This window comes from Erwinia sp. L03-1, assembly GCF_058686115.1.
Map to the genome: position 1 here is coordinate 818,086 of NZ_CM178762.1, position 22,135 is coordinate 840,220.

Annotated in this window: 15 protein-coding genes and 3 tRNA genes; 14 read left to right on the forward strand and 4 right to left on the reverse strand. The window is 57.6% G+C overall.

From position 1 onward, the window contains the following. The first annotated feature begins 245 nt into the window (after positions 1-245). The 11 genes from lgt to recD all read left to right on the forward strand — a co-directional run bounded on the left by lgt (position 246) and on the right by recD (position 16,432). Positions 246-1,127: a prolipoprotein diacylglyceryl transferase gene (lgt, locus tag AC4PCC_RS03770; protein WP_067709004.1), complete on the forward strand. Its 882-nt coding sequence runs from the start codon at positions 246-248 to the stop codon at positions 1,125-1,127. After that, on the forward strand, positions 1,124-1,918 hold the full coding sequence (thyA, locus tag AC4PCC_RS03775) for a thymidylate synthase (RefSeq protein WP_492126448.1): 795 nt from the start codon (positions 1,124-1,126) through the stop codon (positions 1,916-1,918). The genes lgt and thyA overlap by 4 nt, the downstream gene beginning before the upstream one ends. Positions 1,919-2,116: 198 nt before the next feature. Further along, positions 2,117-2,728 carry a hypothetical protein gene (locus AC4PCC_RS03780; protein WP_492126449.1) on the forward strand — a complete coding sequence of 204 codons (612 nt, stop codon included), beginning with the start codon at positions 2,117-2,119 and terminating at the stop codon, positions 2,726-2,728. Positions 2,729-2,769: 41 nt separating this feature from the next. Next, positions 2,770-3,270 carry a prepilin peptidase-dependent protein gene (locus tag AC4PCC_RS03785; protein WP_492126450.1) on the forward strand — a complete coding sequence of 167 codons (501 nt, stop codon included), beginning with the start codon at positions 2,770-2,772 and terminating at the stop codon, positions 3,268-3,270. Beyond that, positions 3,261-3,812 (forward strand): prepilin peptidase-dependent protein, encoded by a 552-nt coding sequence (locus tag AC4PCC_RS03790; protein ID WP_492126451.1) that lies wholly within the window; start codon positions 3,261-3,263, stop codon positions 3,810-3,812. Before AC4PCC_RS03785 ends, AC4PCC_RS03790 begins: the two co-directional genes overlap by 10 nt. Continuing rightward, positions 3,809-4,228 carry a DUF2509 family protein gene (locus AC4PCC_RS03795; RefSeq protein ID WP_492126452.1) on the forward strand — a complete coding sequence of 140 codons (420 nt, stop codon included), beginning with the start codon at positions 3,809-3,811 and terminating at the stop codon, positions 4,226-4,228. The genes AC4PCC_RS03790 and AC4PCC_RS03795 overlap by 4 nt, the downstream gene beginning before the upstream one ends. Positions 4,229-4,302: 74 nt before the next feature. Beyond that, on the forward strand, positions 4,303-4,677 hold the full coding sequence (locus AC4PCC_RS03800; RefSeq protein WP_492126453.1) for a prepilin-type N-terminal cleavage/methylation domain-containing protein: 375 nt from the start codon (positions 4,303-4,305) through the stop codon (positions 4,675-4,677). Continuing rightward, complete coding sequence (gene recC / locus AC4PCC_RS03805) at positions 4,613-7,990, forward strand: exodeoxyribonuclease V subunit gamma (protein WP_492126454.1); 3,378 nt, start codon at positions 4,613-4,615, stop codon at positions 7,988-7,990. Before AC4PCC_RS03800 ends, recC begins: the two co-directional genes overlap by 65 nt. Before the next feature lie 193 nt (positions 7,991-8,183). Continuing rightward, entirely contained in the window at positions 8,184-11,063 is a 2,880-nt protein-coding gene (gene ptrA / locus AC4PCC_RS03810) for a pitrilysin (protein WP_492126455.1), read from the forward strand. A gap of 3 nt (positions 11,064-11,066) precedes the next feature. Continuing rightward, on the forward strand, positions 11,067-14,612 hold the full coding sequence (gene recB / locus AC4PCC_RS03815; protein WP_492126456.1) for an exodeoxyribonuclease V subunit beta: 3,546 nt from the start codon (positions 11,067-11,069) through the stop codon (positions 14,610-14,612). Continuing rightward, the gene (gene recD / locus AC4PCC_RS03820; RefSeq protein WP_067709040.1) at positions 14,600-16,432 is read left to right on the forward strand and encodes an exodeoxyribonuclease V subunit alpha; all 1,833 of its coding nucleotides are present in this window, start codon (positions 14,600-14,602) and stop codon (positions 16,430-16,432) included. The genes recB and recD overlap by 13 nt, the downstream gene beginning before the upstream one ends. Before the next feature lie 113 nt (positions 16,433-16,545). Here the strand turns inward: recD and argA are convergent, their stop codons facing one another. Then, positions 16,546-17,889: an amino-acid N-acetyltransferase gene (gene argA, locus AC4PCC_RS03825; protein WP_067709021.1), complete on the reverse strand. Its 1,344-nt coding sequence runs from the start codon at positions 17,887-17,889 to the stop codon at positions 16,546-16,548. Positions 17,890-18,150: 261 nt separating this feature from the next. On the opposite strand from argA, the gene amiC reads away from it, so the two are divergent. Beyond that, complete coding sequence (gene amiC, locus AC4PCC_RS03830; protein ID WP_492126457.1) at positions 18,151-19,401, forward strand: N-acetylmuramoyl-L-alanine amidase AmiC; 1,251 nt, start codon at positions 18,151-18,153, stop codon at positions 19,399-19,401. A gap of 162 nt (positions 19,402-19,563) precedes the next feature. On the opposite strand, the gene AC4PCC_RS03835 is transcribed toward amiC, so the two are convergent. The 3 genes from AC4PCC_RS03835 to AC4PCC_RS03845 form a co-directional block, all read right to left on the reverse strand. After that, a tRNA-Met gene (locus tag AC4PCC_RS03835) sits at positions 19,564-19,640 on the reverse strand. Positions 19,641-19,707: 67 nt separating this feature from the next. Beyond that, positions 19,708-19,784 (reverse strand) — tRNA-Met (locus AC4PCC_RS03840). 68 nt (positions 19,785-19,852) lie between these two features. Continuing rightward, positions 19,853-19,929 (reverse strand) — tRNA-Met (locus tag AC4PCC_RS03845). 205 nt (positions 19,930-20,134) lie between these two features. Here AC4PCC_RS03845 and mltA point away from each other — a divergent pair. Further along, complete coding sequence (mltA, locus tag AC4PCC_RS03850; RefSeq protein ID WP_492126458.1) at positions 20,135-21,277, forward strand: murein transglycosylase A; 1,143 nt, start codon at positions 20,135-20,137, stop codon at positions 21,275-21,277. 51 nt (positions 21,278-21,328) lie between these two features. Further along, positions 21,329-22,129 (forward strand): tRNA cyclic N6-threonylcarbamoyladenosine(37) synthase TcdA, encoded by an 801-nt coding sequence (tcdA, locus tag AC4PCC_RS03855; RefSeq protein WP_492126459.1) that lies wholly within the window; start codon positions 21,329-21,331, stop codon positions 22,127-22,129. Positions 22,130-22,135 lie beyond the last annotated feature (6 nt).

Sequence of the window (22,135 nt, forward strand, 5' to 3'; positions counted from 1 at the left end):
CGCTGTCCACCGGAAGCAGTAAAGCAGCGTAAACCCGTCGTGGTAAGGCGGGTACGAGCTGGCTCGCAGAAGTCTGCATAAAAGTCCCGGCGACGTACTTTGAGGCCAGCGGCTTACAAAGTTTACAGTTCCCACAAACCGCAATAATCACGGCTGTGCTATGATGCGCGCCTTAAAGCGCTGCGCGCACTGGTTGATTAATTCCGTCGCCTGCTGGTCAGGACAGACATTAACAATGGTGAAAGATGACTAACGGCTATCTGGCTTTCCCCCAATTTGATCCGGTAATTTTCTCTATCGGCCCGATTTCGCTGCACTGGTATGGTTTGATGTACCTGGTGGGCTTTATTTTTGCGATGTGGCTGGCGGTTCGCCGCGCGAACAAGCCCGGCAGCGGCTGGAAAAAAGAGGAAGTTGAAAACCTGCTCTATGCGGGTTTTCTCGGCGTATTCCTTGGCGGCCGCATCGGCTACGTTCTGTTCTACAACCTGCCGCTGTTCCTTGATAATCCGCTCTATCTGTTCAAAGTCTGGGACGGCGGCATGTCGTTCCACGGTGGCCTGATTGGGGTTATCTGCGTGATGCTGTGGTTCGCCCATCGCACCAAACGCAACTTCTTTCAGGTATCTGACTTTATTGCTCCGCTGATCCCCTTCGGCCTGGGCGCCGGTCGCCTGGGTAATTTTATCAACGGCGAACTGTGGGGACGGGTGGCACCGGATCTCTCCTGGGCGATGCTCTTCCCGGGTTCAAGAAGTGAAGACGTGGCGCTGGCCGCGACTCACCCCGAATGGCAGCCACTGCTGGCCACCTACGGCGTGCTGCCGCGTCACCCTTCGCAGCTTTATGAGCTGGCGCTGGAAGGCGTGGTTCTGTTCATTATTCTCAACCTGTTTATCCGTAAAAGCCGCCCTATGGGGGCCGTGTCCGGGCTTTTCCTGATTGGCTATGGCGCGTTCCGGATTATCGTCGAGTTCTTTCGTCAGCCGGATGCGCAGCTCGGCCTGTTTGATAACGCCATCAGCATGGGCCAGATACTCTCTCTGCCGATGATTCTGGCGGGTGTGATTATGATGGTATGGGCTTACCGTCGCCGTACACAGCAGCATGTGAGTGAGGGAAAATGAAACAGTATCTGGCGTTAATGCAAAAAGTGCTCGATGAGGGCACGCCGAAAAACGATCGCACCGGCACCGGTACGCTGTCGATATTTGGTCATCAGATGCGTTTCAATCTACAGGAAGGCTTTCCACTGGTGACCACCAAGAAGTGTCATCTGCGCTCAATTGTTCATGAGCTACTGTGGTTCCTTAACGGCGACACCAATACCGCCTATCTGCGGGAAAATAAGGTCACCATCTGGGATGAGTGGGCAGATGAAAACGGCGATCTCGGCCCGGTTTACGGTAAGCAGTGGCGCAGCTGGGGGGCGGCAGATGGCCGCCAGATCGATCAGCTCGAAAAGGTGCTGCAACAGTTGAAAACCGATCCGGATTCGCGTCGTATTATTGTGTCTGCCTGGAACGTGGGTGAGCTTGACGAGATGGCGCTGGCTCCCTGCCACGCCTTTTTCCAGTTCTACGTGGCTGACGGCAAACTCTCCTGTCAGCTTTACCAGCGATCCTGCGATATCTTCCTCGGTCTGCCATTTAATATCGCCAGCTATGCGCTGCTGGTGCATATGATGGCGCAGCAGTGCGACCTTGAGGTCGGCGACTTTGTCTGGACCGGCGGCGATACGCATCTGTACAGCAACCATCTGGAACAGACCCGGCTGCAGCTTACCCGCGAGCCACGCTCGCTGCCGAAGCTGACCATCAGGCGTAAACCCGCTTCGCTGTTCGACTATCGCTTTGAAGATTTTGAGATTGAAGGCTACGACCCTCATCCGGGTATCAAGGCGCCTGTCGCTATCTGATCCCTGCCAGGAGCGGAAGCTTTCCGCTCCTGATTTTACCTCCGGCATCCCGTACCAAAAACGCCCTGCGTCTGGCACGTAGCACATCCTTGATGTTCTGGAAAATCCTCCTCCGATTCAGCCGTTTCTCTATTCTCACAGCACTCAGGTCAGTTCGGCGCTACGCTTATAGCTGGGACTAAACCACAGGGAATACCGATGAAAAACAGCTCACTCCTCACGCTTGCACTCTTATGCGGATGTTCCGCTCTCTCCTCTGCCAGTGCCAGTGCCAGTGCCAGTGCCAGTGCCAGTGCCAGTGCCAGTACCGGGCCCGGCGTTCACCCCGTGCGCTCAGATGCGCCTGAGCAGACCATCAGCAATGGAAAAACGCAGCCTCCGGTGAAATTCGCCAGCGTATGGGCCGATAGCGAGGGCGCGACCCATATCGGTCACTGCCGCTTTGAAGGACTGGAATACAAAAGCTATGCGCCCCCTTCTGCGCCGCAGTGGATTGGCGTGTCACCCGACGAGGTGGAAAGTATTGCTTATGCCGTCCTGCCCCCCGGATACGTCGGCAGCTGGCATCATGCACCGGGTCCACAGTGGGTGATCACCCTTTCCGGGAAATGGTCCGTTGAAACCACGGACGGCACCACGCTGGTCCAGGGGCCGGGCGAGGTCCAGTTCAATGCGGACAGCAGTTCACATCCGCGTCCTGGCGATAACAGGGTGGGTCACATATCCCGTACGGTAGGGGATGAACCCAACGTGCAGCTAATTATTAAACTCAAACCCGGCGCGAAGAACACCGGTATCTGCACCCGCTGAGGGGATATTTCCCGGAATACGCCTCGCAACAGCCAGGATTGATGCTGGTCAATGCGCGTTCATCGCGCCATTCTGCCGGAATGAAAAACGCATCCGGATTTACCCTGCTTGAACTGCTGGTGGTGATGGTTATCGCCAGCGTGCTTGGCTTTGGCGCCGTCAGCGGCTGGCATCGCTGGCAGCAGCAGCGGCATTTGAATGACACGGCAGCGCAGATCCAGCATTTTCTGCTGCGTCTGCGCAGCGAGGCGAACTGGCACAACGATACCCGGCTGCTGTGGCATCTGCCCGGTCAGAAATGGTGCCTGGGGAGCGGGGCCGTTCAGCTGCGCTGTAACGGTCGAAGCCGCCATACGCTGCTTGCGCCCTGGCAGGAGGTCAGGCTGCTGTCGCTTACTGAGGGCGTGGGTTTCTATGGTCGTCGCAGCATGGCTAAACCCGGGCGCATTGTGATTTCCTGCGACGCAGGGGAGCGGCACATTATTGTCTCATCCCGGGGCCGCATCAGGATTTGTCAGCCAGCGGAGGGACTATGTGGATGAGAAATGCGGGTTTCAGCCTGCCTGAAATGCTGATCGCGCTGGCCATCAGCAGCATATTGATGCTGGGGGCCGCCCGTCTGTTGCCTGTGCTGCAAATGAATAACCTGCGCAGCCTGATGGCCTTTCAGCTACAGGAAGAGCTGCAGCAGATGATGGCCTCGCTGGAAAAAACGGTGCGTCGCGCGGGCTATTGCCGGGGCGAATGCAAGGGTGAAGGGCTGAGTGTTCGCGGAGCATCAGGAAGCTGCCTGCTTATTCGCTGGGATGAAAACAGCAATGGCCAATGGGAGGCGGCAGGACGGGATGACAGCGATTATCACGGCTATCGCCTGCGCAGCGGTAATCTCGAAATGCAGCGCGGGGTAGCCGACTGCGAGGGCGGCGGCTGGGAGAAGCTTAACGATCCGGCGGTAATAGCGATTGATAGGTTTCAGGTGACTCAGCGGGCGGGGCAGGTAAGGCTGCTGCTGGCGGGCTATGCGCTTATCTGGCCGCGGCATCCGCTGGTGATTGAGCGCTGGGTTACGGCGGTCAATCTGTGAACGCACAGCGAGGAAGCGGTTCGCTGTTAGCGGTCATTATCCTGCTTATGATGTCGGCTACCCTGCTGCATGCTACCCGCATACAGCTTGATGACGCACTCGGCCTGCTGGCAGATGAGCGCCAGTTTTATCTCCAGTACAGCCGCGCGGCTTCTGCGCTGGCCTGGGGAGGCGAGCAGCACTGGACAATCAACGCCGCGGGATGGGTCTGCAAAGCCGATCCCGTTTATGGCCGCGCCTGCCTGAGTATGCAGGGCGAAAATAGCCTGCTCCTGCGCGGAGATGCGGGCAGCGGAACCCTTGCGCACTACCGCTGGGTTGCCCCGACGGGCAGTGCGGGAAGGATTAGATCGGTGCCGCACGGCTGGATCGACTACTGCCCGTTGGCTGTAACCGCAGCGTGCCAGCCAGAATGAGTCGCCAGCCTGGGTTTAGCCTCCCTGAAACCCTGGTCGCTTTGCTGCTGCTTACCCTGAGCATCAGCACGTTGATGCGCTATCAGCTGGTGCTGGCTCAGGGATTTGTACGCCAGACGGAGCAGCGGGAAGCCTGGCGGCAGGCTGCGGCAGGGTTTGAAGGCTATCAGGCACCCGGCTGGCAAACCGAGCTGACAGAGCAGGCGGGTCCCGGTGATTGTCGGGTTAGGGTTTCAACGGCGACTGGCCCAACCGGCCGACGAGCGCAGCTAATGCTTTTGCAATGCCCTGAGCCGGGATTTCATTCGTTTCCCGTGCATTTGCAACGGATGCAGGAAGGGTTACAGTGTCCGCGCAGAGCAAAATTATGCTTAAGGAGCAGAGATGTTTACGGTCTACCACTCAAATCAGCTGGATTTGCTGAAAACGCTGGCGGCATGGCAAATTGAAAATCAGCCGCTGCGCGATCCCTTCCAGTCTGAAGTGATCCTGGTACAAAGTCCCGGCATGGCGCAGTGGCTGCAAATGTCGCTGGCTGCGCAGTTCGGCATTGCCGCTAATATCGCCTTTCCTCTGCCCGCCACCTTTATCTGGGATATGTTTGTGCGCGTCCTGCCGGGGATCCCAAAAGAGAGCGCCTTTAACAAATCCAGTATGAGCTGGAAGCTGATGGCTATCCTTCCAGAGATGCTGACGCGCCCTGAATTCGCGATGTTAAGGCACTATCTGACCGACGATGAAAACAAGCGTAAGCTTTTTCAACTGGCCTCCCGCGTGGCTGACCTCTTTGACCAGTATCTGGTTTATCGGGCCGAGTGGCTTAACAGCTGGGAGAAAGGCCAGCTGATTGAGGGGCTGGACGAGGCGCAGCAGTGGCAGGCGCCGCTCTGGACCGCTCTGGTGCAGTACACCCGCGAGCTTGGACAGCCCGAATGGCACCGGGCAAATCTTTACACGCGCTTTATTTCGGCTCTGGAAAATAGCCGTGAGCGCCCGGCAAATCTCCCCGATCGCGTTTTTATCTGCGGCATCTCTGCGCTCCCGCCGATCTATTTGCAGGCGCTCCAGGCGCTGGGCAGGCATATTGATATCCATCTGCTGTTCACAAATCCCTGTCGGCACTACTGGGGCGATATTCAGGACTACGCGTTTCTGGCAAAGCTGCAAAACCGACGGCGACAGCATTTCGGGCAGCAGCGTGAAAGCGCCCTGTTTCGCGACGAGGATGCCTCCGGCCTGTTTAACGAGCAGGGGGAGCAGCAGCTCAGCAACCCGCTGCTGGCCTCCTGGGGCAAACTGGGGCGGGATAACCTCTATCTACTGGCGCAGATGGAGTGCCAGGAAATTGACGCCTTTGTCGATATAGAACCCGCCACACTGTTGCAAAGCCTTCAGCGCGATCTGCTGGAGCTGGAAGATAACGCAGTGATGGGTCTGAATCAGCAGGAGTGGCAAACCAGTCAGCACAAACGCGTGCTGGATCCCGCCGATCGCTCTGTCAGCCTGCACCTGTGTCATAGCCCACAGCGTGAGGTAGAAGTGCTCCAGGATCGCTTATTAGAAATCATGGCCAGCGATCCTACCCTCTCCCCACGCGATATTATTGTGATGGTCGCCGACATTGATGCTTATACGCCCTTTATTCAGGCGGTATTTGGCAATGCGCCCGGCGATCGCTACCTTCCCTTTGCCATTTCTGACCGCCGGGCCAGCCAGGCGCATCCGGCGCTACAGGCTTTTATTTCACTGCTAAGCCTGCCGGACAGCCGCTTCGCCTCGGAGGAGGTGCTGGCACTGCTTGAAGTGCCGGCGGTCGCCAGCCGCTTTTCCATTGATGAAGAAGGGCTGAAGCGGCTGCGCCACTGGGTCGCAGAGTCGGGCATTCGCTGGGGGCTGGACGACGAAACGATCCGTGAGCTGGACCTTCCTGCCGGTGGGCAGCATACCTGGCAGTTTGGCCTGACGCGCATGCTGCTCGGCTACGCGATGCACAGCGAGGCCGGGGACTGGCAGGGGATCCTGCCCTATGACGAGTCCAGTGGCCTGATCGCGGAGCTGGCGGGTAATCTGGCTGAGCTGTTAATGCGGCTGCGCGACTGGCGCGATCTGCTTACGGCACCGCGCGCGCTGGAGAGCTGGCTGCCGCTGTGCCGCGAGCTGCTGAACGATTTCTTCGCTGGCGATGCAGATACCGAAGCGGCGCTGGCGCTGATTGAGGAACAGTGGCAGCAGGCGATCGGTTACGGTATACAGTCGGCTTATCAGCAGGCGATCCCGCTCTCGCTGCTGCGAGACGAGCTGGCATCCCGGCTGGATCAGGAGCGCATCAGCCAGCGCTTTCTTGCCGGGCCGGTGAACTTCTGCACCCTGATGCCGATGCGATCCATCCCCTTTAAGGTGGTCTGCCTGTTGGGGATGAACGACGGCGTTTATCCCCGTACGCTGCCGCCGCTCGGTTTTGACCTGATGAGTCAGCAACCGAAAAAGGGCGATCGCAGCCGTCGTGACGACGATCGCTACCTGTTCCTGGAAGCGCTGAGCTCTGCCCAGCAGCAGCTTTATATCAGCTATATCGGACGGACAATCCAGGATAACTCGGAGCGTTTCCCTTCGGTGTTGGTGAGCGAGCTGGTGGAGTACATCAGCCAGAGCTTCTGTCTGCCAGAGCACCAGGACAGCGATGTGGACACCAGTGCAAAGGCGGTTGAAGCCCATCTGCAACATTTGCACAGCCGGATGCCGTTCGCCGCCGAAAACTTCTCGCCCCAGGCGGAGTTTCGCAGCTATGCATCAGAGTGGCTTCCGGCCGCAAATGCCAGCGGTGTCGCCCATCCACCCTTTATGCAGCCCCTGTCAGGACTGGAATTGACGGAGCTGAATGTCGAACAGCTGGTACGGTTCTGGCGACATCCGGTACGCGCTTTCTTCAGCCAGCGCCTGGGCGTCAGCTTCCAGCTGGAGGAAACCGAGCTGCCCGATACCGAACCTTTTACCCTGGATAATCTCAGCCGCTATCAGGTAAATGCACTGCTGCTAAATACCCTGATTGAGGATCGGTCAGATGAGCCTCTCTATGCCAGGCAACGCGCGGCCGGGCATCTGCCCTATGGTGCCTATGGTGAACTGTTCTGGCAGGATCAGCTGGCAGATATGACCGAGCTGGCGAACCGGGTGCGTGAACAGCGCAGGGATGCCGTGAGCTGGGAAATAAACCTGACCGTGGGCGGCATTCAGCTGAACGGCTGGTTACCGCAGGTGCAGGAGGATGGACTGCTGCGCTGGCGTCCCGGCCACCTCAATTTCACCGATGGTCTGGCGCTCTGGCTGGAGCATCTTATTTACACCGTGCTGGGCGGTAAAGGAAACAGCCGCATGTATGGCCGCAAGGAGAGCCAGTGGTGCTTCCCGCCGCTGGAGGTCACCACAGCGGCTCGCTGGCTTGAACGCTATATTATCGGCTATCAGCAGGGGATGAGTGCGCCCCTGCTGCTGCTGCCTAAAACGGGCGGCGCCTGGCTTGAGGCGAGCTATGATGAAAAAGCCTCGGCGGTGCGCCATGATGAAGCCAGCCAGGCGAAGGCCAGAGTCAAACTGCTTCAGGCCTGGCAGGGTAACTATCAGATTGAGGGTGAGAGCAGCGATCCCTATCTGGCACGTTTATTCCGTACCCTGGATGAAGAGACCCTGCAGGAGATTACGCGTAACGCTGAGGCGTGGCTGCTGCCGCTGTTGCAGATGAATGTTACCGCCAGTGAGGTCTGAAATACGGCGCTAACCGGCAGTGGGGGCGGAAGTTTAAGGACAGAGTGCAGGACATCCTGTAGTGTTATTTTATAACCATTGAACCGTTTTTTTACTCGTCTTCACCACCGGGGATGAAGGCGAAATACTCAGGGGAAGGATCTGCTGAACGGTTTTTCCTGTCAGCAGAAAATGAGATCGTCAAGGAGTTTGAATGGGTCGTTATGCAGTCTGGATCGGTACGCTGGTTGTACTGGTTAATTTGTGGAGCCCGCTAAGCCAGGCACAGTCGGGATGGCAACCGATCCCGGAAACCATCCGAAAAAGTGAAAAAGACCCGCGACAGTATCAGGCGGTCAGGCTCGATAACGGCATGACGGTGCTGCTGGTCTCCGATCCTCAGGCGACGAAATCCCTCGCCGCGCTAACGCTGCCGGTAGGATCGCTGGAGAATCCGCGTAATCAACAGGGACTGGCGCATTACCTTGAGCATATGCTGCTGATGGGGTCGAAGCGTTATCCGCAGCCTGATAACCTGGCTGAGTTTTTGAAGAGGCACGGCGGCAGTCACAATGCCAGTACCGCTTCTTACCGCACGGCCTACTATCTGGAAGTCGAAAACGATGCGCTACAGCCTGCCGTCGATCGTCTTGCTGATGCCATTGCTGAACCGCTGCTGGATCCGGTTAATGCCGATCGTGAACGCCATGCGGTTAATGCTGAACTGACGATGGCCCGCTCACGCGACGGTCTGCGGATGGCCCAGGTTGGTGCGGAAACGCTTAATCCTGCGCATCCCGGATCGCTATTCTCCGGCGGTAATCTGGAAACCCTGAAGGATAAACCGGGCAGTAAACTGCATGATGCGCTGAAAGCGTTTTATCAGCGCTATTACTCGGCGAATCTGATGAAAGCGGTCATTTACAGCAATAAACCTATGGATGAGCTGAAAAAAATAGCCGTCAGTACCTTTGGACGCGTAGAAAACCGAAATGCGACGGTGCCGGATATCACCGTGCCGGTGGTGACCGATAAGCAAAAGGGCATCATTATTCACTACGTTCCGGCCCAGCCGCGTAAGCTGCTGAAAATTGAATTTCGTATCGACAATAATAGCGATAAATTCCGCAGCAAAACGGATACGCTGATTGCCTATCTTATTGGTAATCGTAGTAAAAATACGCTCTCTGACTGGCTACAAAATCACGGCCTTGCCGATTCAATTGATGCGGGAGCGGATCCGGTTATTGATCGGAATGGCGGCGTTTTCTCTGTCTCCGTATCGCTAACGGATACCGGCCTGGCTAACCGTGACCGGGTGATTGCTGCCGTATTCAGCTACCTGAATAAACTGCGCGCCGACGGCATTGATAAGCGTTACTTTGATGAGGTCGCGCACGTTCTGAATCTGGATTTCCGCTACCCCTCAATGACCCGCGATATGGATTACATCCAGTGGCTGGTCGATACCATGCTGCGCGTACCCATTGAAGACACGCTTGATGCCTCTTATATCGCCGATCGCTACGATCCTGCGGCGATTAAGGCGCGGCTGGACGGCATGACGCCTCAGAATGCCCGCATCTGGTTTATCAGTCCCGATGAGCCGCATAACAAACTGGCCTACTTTGTCGATGCGCCCTATCAGGTGGATACGATTACACCGCAACGATTTGCCGCGTGGCAGGCCGCCAGCGATAAAATCGATCTGTCCCTGCCGGTGCTTAACCCCTACATTCCGGACGACTTCAGCCTGATAAAGCCCGGGAAAAAACAGACGCATCCGGAAGAGCTGGTTAATCAGCCCGGGCTGCGGATATTCTATATGCCGTCGCAGTTTTACGCCGACGATCCTAAAGCCAACATCACGCTGGCACTGAGGAATAAAGCGGCGATGAGCACGGCGAAAAACCAGGTGCTGTTCGCTATCAACGACTACCTGGCGGGTCTGGCGCTCGATGAGCTGAATTCACAGGCGTCAGTGGCCGGCATCAGTTTTTCTACCAGTGAAAATGATGGCGTCACCTTTAACGCCAGCGGCTTCACCCAGCATCTTCCCGAGCTGATGAAGGCGCTACTTAAAGGGTATGCCAGCTATCAGCCCGATCGGCAGCAGCTGGAGCAGGCTAAATCCTGGTATCTGGAGCGTCTCTCCTCCGCTGAAAAAGGTAAGGCGTTCGAGCTGGCTATTCAGCCCGCGCAGATGCTGTCGCAGCTGCCTTATACCCAGCGGAGTGAACGCCGCAGCCTGGTGGCCGGTATCACGCTTGAGGATCTCCAGGCCTACCGAAAAATGCTGCTACAGCAGTCCACCCCGGAACTGATGGTGGTGGGCAACATGACGGCGGCAGAGGCGACGGCGCTGGGCCGGGATCTCAAAACCCATCTGGACTGCGAAGGCGACAGCTGGTGGCACAGTCAGTATATCGCCATTGATAAAAAGACCTCGGCCAATCTCCAGCAGCAGGGGAGCAGTACCGATTCGGCGCTGGCCGCCCTGTATGTTCCGCTGGGCTATGAAGAGTATGAAAGTATCGCCAGCAGTGCCATGCTCAGCCAGATCGTTCAGCCGTGGTTTTATAACCAGCTGCGTACCGAGGAGCAGCTGGGCTATGCGGTATTTACCTTCCAGATGCCGGTAGGTCGCCAGTGGGGCATTGGCTTCCTGCTGCAAAGTAACGTTAAGCAGCCCGCCTGGCTGTTAACGCGCTTCCGGGCGTTCTATCCGGTGGCGGAAAAACGGCTGCGTGAGATGAGCCACGCGGATTTCATTCAGTATCAGCAGGCCATGATTAACGAACTTAAACAGCGACCGCAAACGCTGGATGAAGAAGCAGGACGCTTTAGCAAAGATTTCGATCGCGAAAACACCCGTTTCGATACCCGAGAAAAAGTGATTGCCCGCATTCAGGCGCTCACGCCGGGAGGTCTGGCAGACTTTTTCCATAAGGCGGTGATTGAACCACAGGGGCTGACGCTGCTGTCACAGATTTCAGGCAGCCAGCATAAGCAAGCGGACTACGCTAAACCTGAAGGTTTTACCACCTGGCAGGAAGTGTCGAAGCTACAGCAGTCGTTTCCGGTGAAAAGTTAAGATATGAAGTCAGAAGCCCTGAGTCTTGATCCCCTCAAGCTCCCGCTTAAAGGGGAAAGGCTGATTGAAGCCTCGGCGGGAACCGGCAAAACCTTTACCATCGGGCTGCTTTACCTCCGTCTGCTGTTGGGGCTGGGAGGGGAAGCCGCCGCCAGCAGGCCGCTGTCGGTGGAAGAGATCCTGGTGGTGACCTTCACCGAGGCGGCAACGGCCGAGCTGCGTGGCCGTATTCGGGCCAATATCCACCAGCTACGCATTGCCTGCGTGCGCGGCTACGCCGCTGACACAATGCTGGCGGCGCTGTTAGCGCAGATTGAGGATCGCAATCAGGCGGCTTTGCGACTGCTGGCGGCCGAGCGGCAGATGGATGACGCCGGGATATTTACCATCCACGGCTTCTGCCAGCGCATGTTAAATCTGAACGCGTTTGAATCCGGCATGCTGTTTGAGCAACAGCTGATCGAGGATGAGTTTCCGCTGCGCCGACAGGCAGCGGCGGATTTCTGGCGTCGCTACTGCTACCCGCTCTCGCTGCCGGTAGCCAGGGTGATGACGCAGATGTGGCAGGGGCCGGAGCAGCTTCTTGCCACGCTCTCGCCCTGGCTGAATGGTGAAGCCCCCGCGCTGAAATATCCCGCCGATTTAGAGGAGTCGTTCACCGAACGCCATGAAAAAATCATTGGGCGGATCGATGCCCTGAAAACGGCGTGGCTGGCGGCAGGAAATCTGCACGACGTTATTGCCCAATCGGGTGTGGATAAGCGAAGCTACAGCAGTAAGCACTTACCTAACTGGCTGGAGAAAATGGCCCAGTGGGCCGCAGAAGCCACTGAGGATTACGCGGTTCCTAAGGAGCTGGCGCGCTTTGGCCAGCGGGTACTGCTGGAAAAAACCAAAAAAGGCGAAGCGCCACAGCATCCGCTGTTTGACGAGGTGGATCGCTTCCTCGCGGAACCGCTGTCGCTGCGTGACCTGGTTATCGCCCGCGCGCTGAGTGAGATCCGCTTCACCACGCAAAAAGAGAAAAGGCTTAACGCCCTGCTGGGGTTTGACGACCTGCTGGGACGGTTCGATGACGCCCTTCAGCAGCAGGGCGGAGAGGCGCTGGCGCAGGCCGTTCGCAGCCGGTATCCGGTCGCGCTGATTGATGAATTCCAGGATACCGACCCGCAGCAGTACCGCATCTTCCGCACGCTTTACCGGCATCAGCCCGAGTCTGCGCTACTGCTGATAGGCGACCCCAAACAGGCTATCTACGCCTTTCGGGGAGCCGATATTTTCACCTATATGAAAGCCCGTAGTGAAGTTAGCGCCCACTATACGCTTGATACCAACTGGCGCTCCTCGCCGGATATGGTGAACAGCGTCAACCAGCTCTTTTCCCGGCTGGAAAATCCCTTTTTGTTCCATGAAATCCCCTTTAAGGACGTGACTCCTGCCGGACCTAATGCCGGGCTGACGTTTAGCGTCGAGGGTAAACGCCAGCCCGCCCTGAGATTCTGGCTACAGCCGGGCGAAGGAACAGGCGTAAGCGATTACCAGCAGTTTATGGCCCGGCAGTGCGCGGCAGATATCCGCCACTGGCTGACGGCAGGTCAGCAGGGAACGGCGCTGATCGGCAGAGACGACGATCGGCGTCCGGTGGCGGCATCGGATATTACCGTTCTGGTGCGCAGCCGCGGCGAAGCGTCCATCATGCGCGAAGCGCTGAATGGCCTGAATATTCCTTCTGTTTATCTCTCCAATCGCGACAGCGTGTTCACCACGCCGGAAGCGCGTGAAATGATCTGGCTGCTGCAGGCGGTGCTGGCTCCCGAACAGGAGCGGACGCTGCGCAGCGCACTCGCCACCAGCATTTTTGGTCTGGATGCATTAACGCTTGATGCGCTGAGTAAGGATGAGCGTGCCTGGGACGCGCTGGTGGATGAATTTGACGGCTATCGTCAGCGCTGGCTAAAGCGCGGCGTGCTGCCGATGCTGCGTGAACTGATGGTTAAACGCCAGATTGCTGAAAATTTGCTGGCCTCCGAAAGCGGGGAGCGCAGGCTGACCGACCTGCTGCATCTGGGCGAGCTGCTACAGGAAGCCTCCGCGAGTCTGGACAGCGAACATGCGCTGGTTCGCTGGCTGGCGCAGGAGGTGGCCCAGCCTAATGGTCAGTCCGCCAGCCAGCAGCTACGCCTGGAGAGCGATCGCCATCTGGTGAAGATTGTAACTATCCATAAGTCAAAAGGGTTGCAGTATCCGCTGGTGTGGCTGCCGTTTGTCGCTAACTACCGCGAAGCGGGACAGGGCATTTACCATGACCGGCAAACCTTTCAGGCGCTGCTGGATCTGCGTGACGATGTCGAAAGTATTGAGCTGGCCGAACAGGAGCGGCTGGCCGAAGATCTCCGCCTGCTCTACGTCGCGCTGACGCGTTCAGTCTGGCACTGTAGCGTGGGCATTGCGCCGCTGGTAAAGGGTAACCGGAAAAAAGAAGGGAACAGCGACCTGCATCTCAGTGCGGTGGGTTACCTGCTGCAAAAAGGTGAGGCGGCAGATGCGGCCAGCCTGCGTCAGTCCCTGGTGGAAATGGAAAATGAAGCCGTTGAGCTGGTTATTCCCAGTCATCCTGATGATGAGCCCTGGCGACCACAGCAGGCGGTGCCGGACGCGCTCAGCAGCCAGTCTGTTACCCGCCAGCTTCGCGATGAGTGGCGCATCACCAGCTATTCCGGTTTGCAGCAGCATGGGCATTCCGTCACCTTCGACCTGCTGCCCAGGCTGGATGTCGATGCCGCGGGCGAGGCACAGCCGCAGCTGGCTGTTCAGCTGACGCCGCATACCTTCCCGCGCGGCGCGGCACCGGGAACATTTCTTCACGGCCTGTTTGAAAATATTGATTTCACCCAGCCGGTTGAGGAGGCATGGCTGGCTGAACAGCTCACCTCGCAGGGGCACGACGCGGCCTGGCTGCCGGTAGTGAAGCAGTGGCTGATGCGTATTCTGCAAACGCCGCTCAACGAGACCGGGGTGACGCTCAGTCAGCTGGCCCCCGACAAGCGTCAGGTGGAGCTGCAATTTTATCTGCCTATCCAGCGGTTAATGAGCGCGGAGAGTCTTGACCGGCTTATTCGCCACTACGATCCGCTCTCAGCGGAGTGTCCGCTGCTTAACTTCCAGCAGGTGCAGGGCATGCTGAAGGGCTTTATCGACCTGGTCTTCGTCTGGCAGGGTAAATACTATCTGCTGGACTATAAATCTAACTGGCTGGGGGCATCCGGCGACGACTACACGCCCCAGGCAATGGCGCTGGCGATGCAGTCCCACCGCTACGATTTACAGTATCAGCTCTATACGCTGGCGCTGCACCGCTATCTGCGCCACCGACTGGCCGACTATGATTTTGAACAGCATTTTGGCGGCGTTATCTATTTGTTCCTGCGGGGCGTGGACGGAACGGCCAGTGACAATGGCCTTTATCGCACGCGGCCATCGGCTGAATTTGTTAACGCGCTGGACGCGTTATTTGCAGGGAAAGAGCTGGAGGGCGCATGGCTGAAATAGCGGAACTGCTGCTGGCTGCCAGTCAGCAGAAACTGCTGCGAGCGCTGGACGTGCAGTTTGCCAGAATGATTGCCAGCGAGGCGCAACCCGCGCTGATGCTGGCGGCAGCCTGGGTAAGCGCAGAGGCAGGAGAGGGGCACGTGTGTCTGCCGCTTACCACTTTTACCGAGCAGTCGCTGTTTGGCGGACGGCACCCGGAGCTGGCCCGCCTGATGTGGCAGGCCGCGGGTGACCCGGACTGGCTTACTCTTCTGCCCGACGAGGCGGCGGTGGGCGACGGTTCAACCGCCACGCCGCTGGTGCTTCATCAGCAGCGTCTCTACCTGCATCGGATGTGGCTTTCTGAAGGGCAGGTGGCCCGGTTTATTCTCGGTCAGGCTGCGGCTCACCGACTGGATGAACGCGCGCTGCGCGCTGCGCTGGACAGGCATTTCGGCCAGCAGGCCGATGACTGGCAGAAAATCGCCGCCGCCGTGGCGCTGACCCGTCAGATTTCGATTATTTCGGGTGGCCCGGGTACCGGTAAAACCACCACCGTCGCCAAATTACTGGCCACGCTTATCTCGCTAACGGATTCGCTACGCATCCGGCTGGCGGCGCCGACCGGCAAGGCGGCGGCCCGTCTGACCGCATCCCTCGGGGCGGCGCTACAGGGTCTGGATATTGATGAAGCGGAGAAGCAGCGGTTCCCCACTGAAGCGACGACCCTGCACCGACTGTTGGGCGCGGTGCCGGGCAGTCAGCGGATGCGCTATCATGCCGGTAACCCACTGCACCTGGATTTACTGGTGGTGGATGAAGCGTCAATGGTCGATCTGCCAATGATGGCAAATCTGATTGCGGCGCTGCCCCAGCAGGCAAAAGTGATTTTTCTGGGCGATCGCGATCAGCTGGCCTCGGTAGAAGCGGGGGCTGTGCTCGGGGATATCTGTCGCTGCGCGGAAGCGGGCTACAGCCGTGAGCGCGCGGCGGAACTTACCCGGCTGACGGGCTGTACCCTCGCGGGCGAGGAGAGTCTACATGCGCCCGCCGTGCGTGACAGCATTTGCCTGCTGCGCAAAAGCTACCGCTTTGATGCCTCTTCGGGTATTGGGCAGCTGGCGCTGGCCGTTAATGGCGGTGACACCCGTCGGATGGAAAAAGTCTTTGCCGCTGGATACAGTGACATTGAACGCTTCCCGCTGAGCAGCAGTGAGGAGTACCAGCATCTGCTCAGCGCCTGCGTGGAGGGCTATCGACCTTACCTGCGAAGCCTGTCTCAGGGCCACAGCCCTCTGGATGTGATTAACGAGTTTGGTCATTTTCAGCTGCTCTGTGCGCTGCGTGAGGGGCCATTTGGCGTAACGGGGCTGAATGAGCGTATTGAAGCGTCGCTCCAGCTTAAGGGCCTGATCCGCCGCGCGCCTGGCTCAGGCAGTAAGTGGTACGTCGGGCGGCCGGTCATGATTGCCCGCAATGATAGCGCCCTGGGCTTATTTAACGGCGATATTGGCATTGCGATGAATGACGAAGAGGGTGCGCTTAAGGTATTTTTCCCGCTGCCTGATGGCAGCATTAAAGCCGTGCAGCCCAGCCGCCTGCCCCCGCATGAGACGGCTTTTGCCATGACGGTGCATAAGTCACAGGGCTCGGAATTCAATCATACGCTGCTGATACTCCCCAGCCAGTTCACGCCGGTGCTGACGCGTGAACTGATTTACACTGCCATCACCCGGGCGAAGCAGAGGCTGTCGCTTTATGCGGACAGTGGGGTACTCAACAGCGCAGTGCGAATGCAGACGCAGCGTCGCAGCGGGCTGGTCGACCGCCTGACGGAATAGGGGGGCTGGCGGCTGGCTGACGGCCTGACAGAAAAACTTCGCCTGGCGGCCTGGCTGAGCGCTGGACATAATCATTACGCCTGGCGGGCATGGCTGAGCGCCGGACATAATCATTACGCCTGGCGGGCATGGCGCAGATCGGCCATCAGGACCTTTGAGCGGCGCTGGTAGTTATACATCTGCTTTTTACTCTCGGGCAGCTTATCGATATCTACCGGCATAAAGCCGCGCTCCTGGAACCAGTGAATGCTGCGGGTGGTCAGCACAAACAGCTTTTTCAGCCCCATCTGCCGTGCCTGAAGGGCTACGCGCTCCAGCAGTGCCTCGCCTCGTGACGAGCTGCGGTAGTCAGGATGCACCGCAACGCAGGCCATCTCGCCAATTTCCTCTTCCGGGAAGGAGTAGAGGGCTGCACAGCCAATGGTCAGGTTATCGCGCTCGATGATGGTAAATTTATCAATCTCCATCTCAAGCTGTTCGCGGGAACGGCGTACCAGAATTCCCTGCTGCTCAAGCGGGCGGATAAGTTCCAGAATTCCGCCGATATCATTGATGGTGGCGCGGCGGATCTGCTCGGCGCTTTCCATGACGATCTGGGTGCCAATCCCATCGCGTGAGAACAGCTCCTGAAGCAGGGCGCCATCTTCCTGATAGCTAATCAGATGGCTGCGGCGCACGCCGCTGCGGCAGGCTTTGACCGCACCGCGCAGAAAACGCACCGTCCCTGACAGGTAGTCATCTTCCTTTTCCAGCGCCTCAATGCGCTGCTGTGCGTCATTAGGGAAAAGCTCGGAGATAACGTTGCCTTCGCTGTCCGTGACGCCCTGACCGGAACAGAAGCCAATCATCTTCTCTGCCTTAAGCTTAATCGCGAGCTGCGTCGCCACCTCCTCTGAGGTGAGATTGAAGCTCTCCCCGGTGACGGAAACGGCCACCGGCCCCATCAGCACAATTGCGCCGCTGTCCAGCTGCCGGTGAATCGCCTCTTCATCAATACGGCGTATGCGCCCGCTATGACAATAATCCACGCCCTCATCCACTCCCAAAGGCTGCGCAATGATAAAGTTGCCGCTCACCACGTTGATATGAGCACCCTGGAGAGGGGTGTTATTGAGACTCATCGACAGGCGGGCGGTGATATCAAGCTGCAGGCGTCCGGCTGCCTGCTTGACCAGCTCCAGCGACTGCGCATCGGTAACGCGGGTATACTTGTGGTAAAGGGGTTCAAGCTGGTGTTCGGCCAGGTTCGCATCAATCTGTGGGCGCGCACCGTAAACCACCACCAGGCGAATGCCCAGGCTATGGAGCAGCCCAATATCATTAACGATGCCGGAAAAATTTTCATGCTCTATGGCTTCGCCGCCAAGCATGATGACGAAGGTTTTACCACGGTGGGCATTGATATAGGGGACAGTATGGCGAAAACCCTGAACCAGCTCGGTACTCCGTTCCTTCACGACAGACCCTCAATGAATTATTATTCGGTAAAACTGTATTTTTATTCTTTTTAGCCTGCGGAAGCAAGCGGCAATTGTTACCGACTTTCAATCAACGTGATTACACAGTTAACCAAAAGTGCAGCCGGGCCGCGCAATTTAGAGATGACACTGGCAGCCTGTTTCGCTACAGTTTTCACCCTGCACGCTATCTGGCTGTTTTTACCTCATAGTAGACCAGACTGGATTTTTTAACCCGATGGAACAGCACACTGGAATAGCATGACCGATTTACCTTCACCTGGCCGACGCCGCTGGCTTAAGTGCGCGGGAGCCGTCTGGCTGCTCAGCGTCAGCAAGATTGGCCTGGCGGCAACCCCGCTGGTGGCGATCCGCATCTGGCCTTCTTCCACCTATTCCCGTTTGACGCTGGAATCCACCTCACCGCTTAAGTACCGGCAGTTCGCACTCAGTAAACCCGAGCGGGTGGTGGTGGATATTGAAAATATGCATCTCAATGCCCTGTTGAAGGGCGTGGGAAATCTGGTTCGCGGCGACGATCCCTATATAAAGAGTGCGCGGGTGGGGCAGTTCAGCGCCAATACCGTCAGGCTGGTACTGGAGCTCAAGCAAAACGTTACGCCTAAAGTCTTTACGCTGGACCCGGTCGCCGGGTTTAAAAACCGGCTGGTTCTGGATCTCTATCCGGCCAGTAATATCAGTCACCACCACGAGGACGACCCGCTGCTGGCCCTGCTGGACGAATATAATAAGGGTGATTTAGCGCAGCACACGCCTGCCACAACGCCGTTACCGGGCAGGGCAGGTAAAGACCGGCCAATGATTATCATGCTCGATCCGGGCCACGGAGGCGAAGACTCCGGCGCGGTGGGCAAACACAGGACGCGCGAAAAAGACGTGGTGCTGAAAATTGCCCGCCGTCTGAAAAGCCTGATAGATAAACAGCCCAATATGCGCGCCCTGATGACGCGTAATGAGGACGTTTTTATTCCGCTACAGGTCAGGGTGGCCAAAGCGCGCAGGCAGCGTGCGGATCTGTTTATCTCCATTCATGCCGATGCCTTTACCAATCGCGCGGCGCGCGGCTCCTCCGTTTTTGCGCTTTCGACAAAGGGGGCGACCAGCGCTGCGGCGCGTTTTTTGGCCCGCACGCAAAACGAATCCGATCTGATAGGCGGCGTCAGTATGAGCGGTGACCGCTATCTCGACCACACCCTGCTCGATATGGTGCAGCGTCTGACCATCAATGACGGCCTGAAGCTGGGTAAGGATGTGCTAAGGCATATGGGGAAAATCAACCACCTGCACAAGAAAACCATCGACCAGGCGGGTTTTGCGGTGCTGAAAGCCCCGGACATTCCCTCCATTCTGGTCGAGACGGCGTTTATCAGTCATCCCGAGGAGGAGAGAAAACTACGCACCGCCCATTTTCAGCAGCAGGTCGCCGAAGCCATTCTGGCGGGGATTAAAACGTGGATCGCCAGCAGTGCTGCGCATCACCGGGTAAAATAACAGAATCAGTAAGACAGCGTCCTTTCCCGTGGGGCGCGAGTGTGCATAAGCGGCAGCGTAAGGCTTGCGGGAGCGGATAAGAGTGGAATTAGCCTGGCAGGAGGGGATAAAAGAGGTTTGGCAAACGTCAGAAACAAAAAAACACCCGTTAAGGTGTTAAATTGGTTGCGGGAGCCGGATTTGAACCGACGACCTTCGGGTTATGAGCCCGACGAGCTACCAGGCTGCTCCATCCCGCGTCCGTATACTACACCTGCCGCTTCCGTCACGACAGCTTTTCTTTTTACCGCTTCTCACAGGGAGAATTGGTTGCGGGAGCCGGATTTGAACCGACGACCTTCGGGTTATGAGCCCGACGAGCTACCAGGCTGCTCCATCCCGCGTCCGTATAATACACCTGTCGCTTCCATCACGACAGCTTTTCTTGCTTACTGCTTCTCACTGGGAGAATTGGTTGCGGGAGCCGGATTTGAACCGACGACCTTCGGGTTATGAGCCCGACGAGCTACCAGGCTGCTCCATCCCGCGTCCGTGGAAGCGCACTATACGCCGAGTGGCTTTTGATGCAACCCTATTTTGCAATAAAGTCATGAAAATAGCGCCTTCTGCTCACTTTATCAACGCTCTGCTCTATTGTTACACTATGGTGAGGGAACTTTTCCGTCGGCACGTTTAAATCTGGGGAGGGCTTTGCTATCTTCGGCCAGGAATTCCGCATAAAGGTAAGAGAACAATGAAAGGACGTTGGGCGAAGTATGCAGTAACCGGGGCGCTAATCGCCCTGCTGGCGGGATGTTCTTCAAAACCTACCGACCGTGGGCAGCAGTATAAGGATGGCAAACTGGACGCGCCTCTGGGACTGGTTAATCAGCCCAATGCAAAAGGCCGGCCGGTGAACGGGAGAGACTTTGCCGATCAGGTGACGGAAATCAAATACGCTTCGCCCGCCATGTTTTCGCGTAATACCAGTACCTTTAATGCCATACAGGGCTGGCTGATGGCGGGTGGCGATACGCGCCAGCTGCGTCAGTTTGGCCTTGATGCTTACCAGATGGAAGGCATGGATAATTATGGCAACGTGCAGTTTACCGGTTACTACACGCCGGTTATTCAGGCGCGTTACACCCGTCAGGGTGACTTCCAGTACCCGCTATACCGCATGCCCCCGCGCAGCCGGGGTAAAAAACTGCCTTCCCGTGCCGAAATCTACAGCGGCGCGCTGAGCGATCGCTACGTTATCGGTTACAGCAACTCCCTGATGGATAACTTCATTATGGACGTGCAGGGAAGCGGCTACGTAAATTATGGCGACGGACGCCCGCTAACCTTCTTCGGCTACGGCGGTAAAAATGGCCACGCGTACCGCAGCATCGGTAAAGTGCTTATCGACAGGGGAGAGGTAAAGCGGGAGGATATGTCGATGCAGGCTATCCGCAAGTGGGGCGAGGAACACAGCCCGGCCGAGGTGCGGGAACTGCTGGAGCAGAATGCCTCATTCGTTTTCTTTAAGCCGGAGAATTTTACGCCTGTTCGCGGGGCCAGTGCGGTACCGCTGGTGGCAAAGGCCTCGGTCGCATCCGATCGCTCGCTCATTCCGCCGGGCACTGCTCTGCTGGCGGAAGTCCCGCTACTGAACAATAAAGGTAAGTTTACCGGTAAGTATGAGATGCGCATGATGGTGTCGCTGGACGTGGGCGGCGCGATAAAAGGCCAGCATTTCGACATTTATCAGGGCATTGGCGATGAAGCCGGACACATGGCCGGGTGGTTTAACCACTATGGCCGCGTCTGGGTGCTGAAAGCCGCACCCGGTGCGGGTACGCCGGTCTTTTCAATGGCGCAAAATAGCAGCGGATCGTCACCCTTTAGCCAGTAACGCTTATCACGGGCTGGACCACCAGCCCGTCTGTGAATTCTGAGGTATAGCATGTCTTCTCTTTCTGACGCCTGGCGGCAACGCTTTGGCGGAACCGCCCGTTTGTACGGTGAGTCAGCGCTACAGCTGTTCGCTGATGCCCATATTTGCGTGGTGGGCATTGGCGGCGTCGGATCCTGGGCCGCCGAAGCGCTGGCGCGCACCGGCATCGGCGCGATTACGCTGATTGATATGGACGACGTCTGCGTCACCAATACTAACCGTCAGATCCATGCCCTGAAAGAGACGGTCGGTCAGGCCAAAACCGAGGTGATGGCAGCCCGCCTGCTGGCGATTAATCCGGAATGCAGAGTCACCTGCGTGGATGATTTTATTACGCCGGACAACACCGCCGAGCTGATGGGCGCAGGCTTTACCTGGGTTATTGACGCTATTGACAGCGTGCGGCCAAAAGCGGCGCTGCTGGCATGGTGCCGCCGCAATAAAATACCCCTGGTTACCACCGGTGGGGCCGGCGGGCAGATCGATCCGACGCAGATTCAGGTTGCCGACCTGGCGAAAACGATTCAGGATCCGCTGGCGGCTAAGCTGCGTGAGCGACTGAAGCATGACTTTAATATTGTCAAAAACAGCAAGGGCAAGCTGGGAATCGACTGCGTTTTTTCCACCGAAGCGCTGATGTATCCCCAGGCGGACGGGTCGGTTTGTCCGTCACGCAGCACGGCGGAAGGGCCGAAGCGGATGGACTGCGCATCAGGATTTGGTGCGGCGACGATGGTCACCGCCACCTTTGGCTTCGTGGCGGTTTCACACGTTCTTAAAAAGATGATGGCGAAAGCCGCACGCGCCTGACAGAAC

Excerpts from the sequence above, each read along its gene's own strand:
- lgt (WP_067709004.1), top strand. The coding sequence starts at position 246 with ATGACTAACGGCTATCTGGCTTTCCCCCAATTTGATCCGGTAATTTTC.
- thyA (WP_492126448.1), top strand. The coding sequence starts at position 1,124 with ATGAAACAGTATCTGGCGTTAATGCAAAAAGTGCTCGATGAGGGCACG.
- AC4PCC_RS03780 (WP_492126449.1), top strand. The coding sequence starts at position 2,117 with ATGAAAAACAGCTCACTCCTCACGCTTGCACTCTTATGCGGATGTTCC.
- AC4PCC_RS03785 (WP_492126450.1), top strand. The coding sequence starts at position 2,770 with ATGCTGGTCAATGCGCGTTCATCGCGCCATTCTGCCGGAATGAAAAAC.
- AC4PCC_RS03790 (WP_492126451.1), top strand. The coding sequence starts at position 3,261 with ATGTGGATGAGAAATGCGGGTTTCAGCCTGCCTGAAATGCTGATCGCG.
- AC4PCC_RS03800 (WP_492126453.1), top strand. The coding sequence starts at position 4,303 with ATGCGCTATCAGCTGGTGCTGGCTCAGGGATTTGTACGCCAGACGGAG.
- recC (WP_492126454.1), top strand. The coding sequence starts at position 4,613 with ATGTTTACGGTCTACCACTCAAATCAGCTGGATTTGCTGAAAACGCTG.
- ptrA (WP_492126455.1), top strand. The coding sequence starts at position 8,184 with ATGGGTCGTTATGCAGTCTGGATCGGTACGCTGGTTGTACTGGTTAAT.
- recB (WP_492126456.1), top strand. The coding sequence starts at position 11,067 with ATGAAGTCAGAAGCCCTGAGTCTTGATCCCCTCAAGCTCCCGCTTAAA.
- recD (WP_067709040.1), top strand. The coding sequence starts at position 14,600 with ATGGCTGAAATAGCGGAACTGCTGCTGGCTGCCAGTCAGCAGAAACTG.
- amiC (WP_492126457.1), top strand. The coding sequence starts at position 18,151 with ATGACCGATTTACCTTCACCTGGCCGACGCCGCTGGCTTAAGTGCGCG.
- mltA (WP_492126458.1), top strand. The coding sequence starts at position 20,135 with ATGAAAGGACGTTGGGCGAAGTATGCAGTAACCGGGGCGCTAATCGCC.
- tcdA (WP_492126459.1), top strand. The coding sequence starts at position 21,329 with ATGTCTTCTCTTTCTGACGCCTGGCGGCAACGCTTTGGCGGAACCGCC.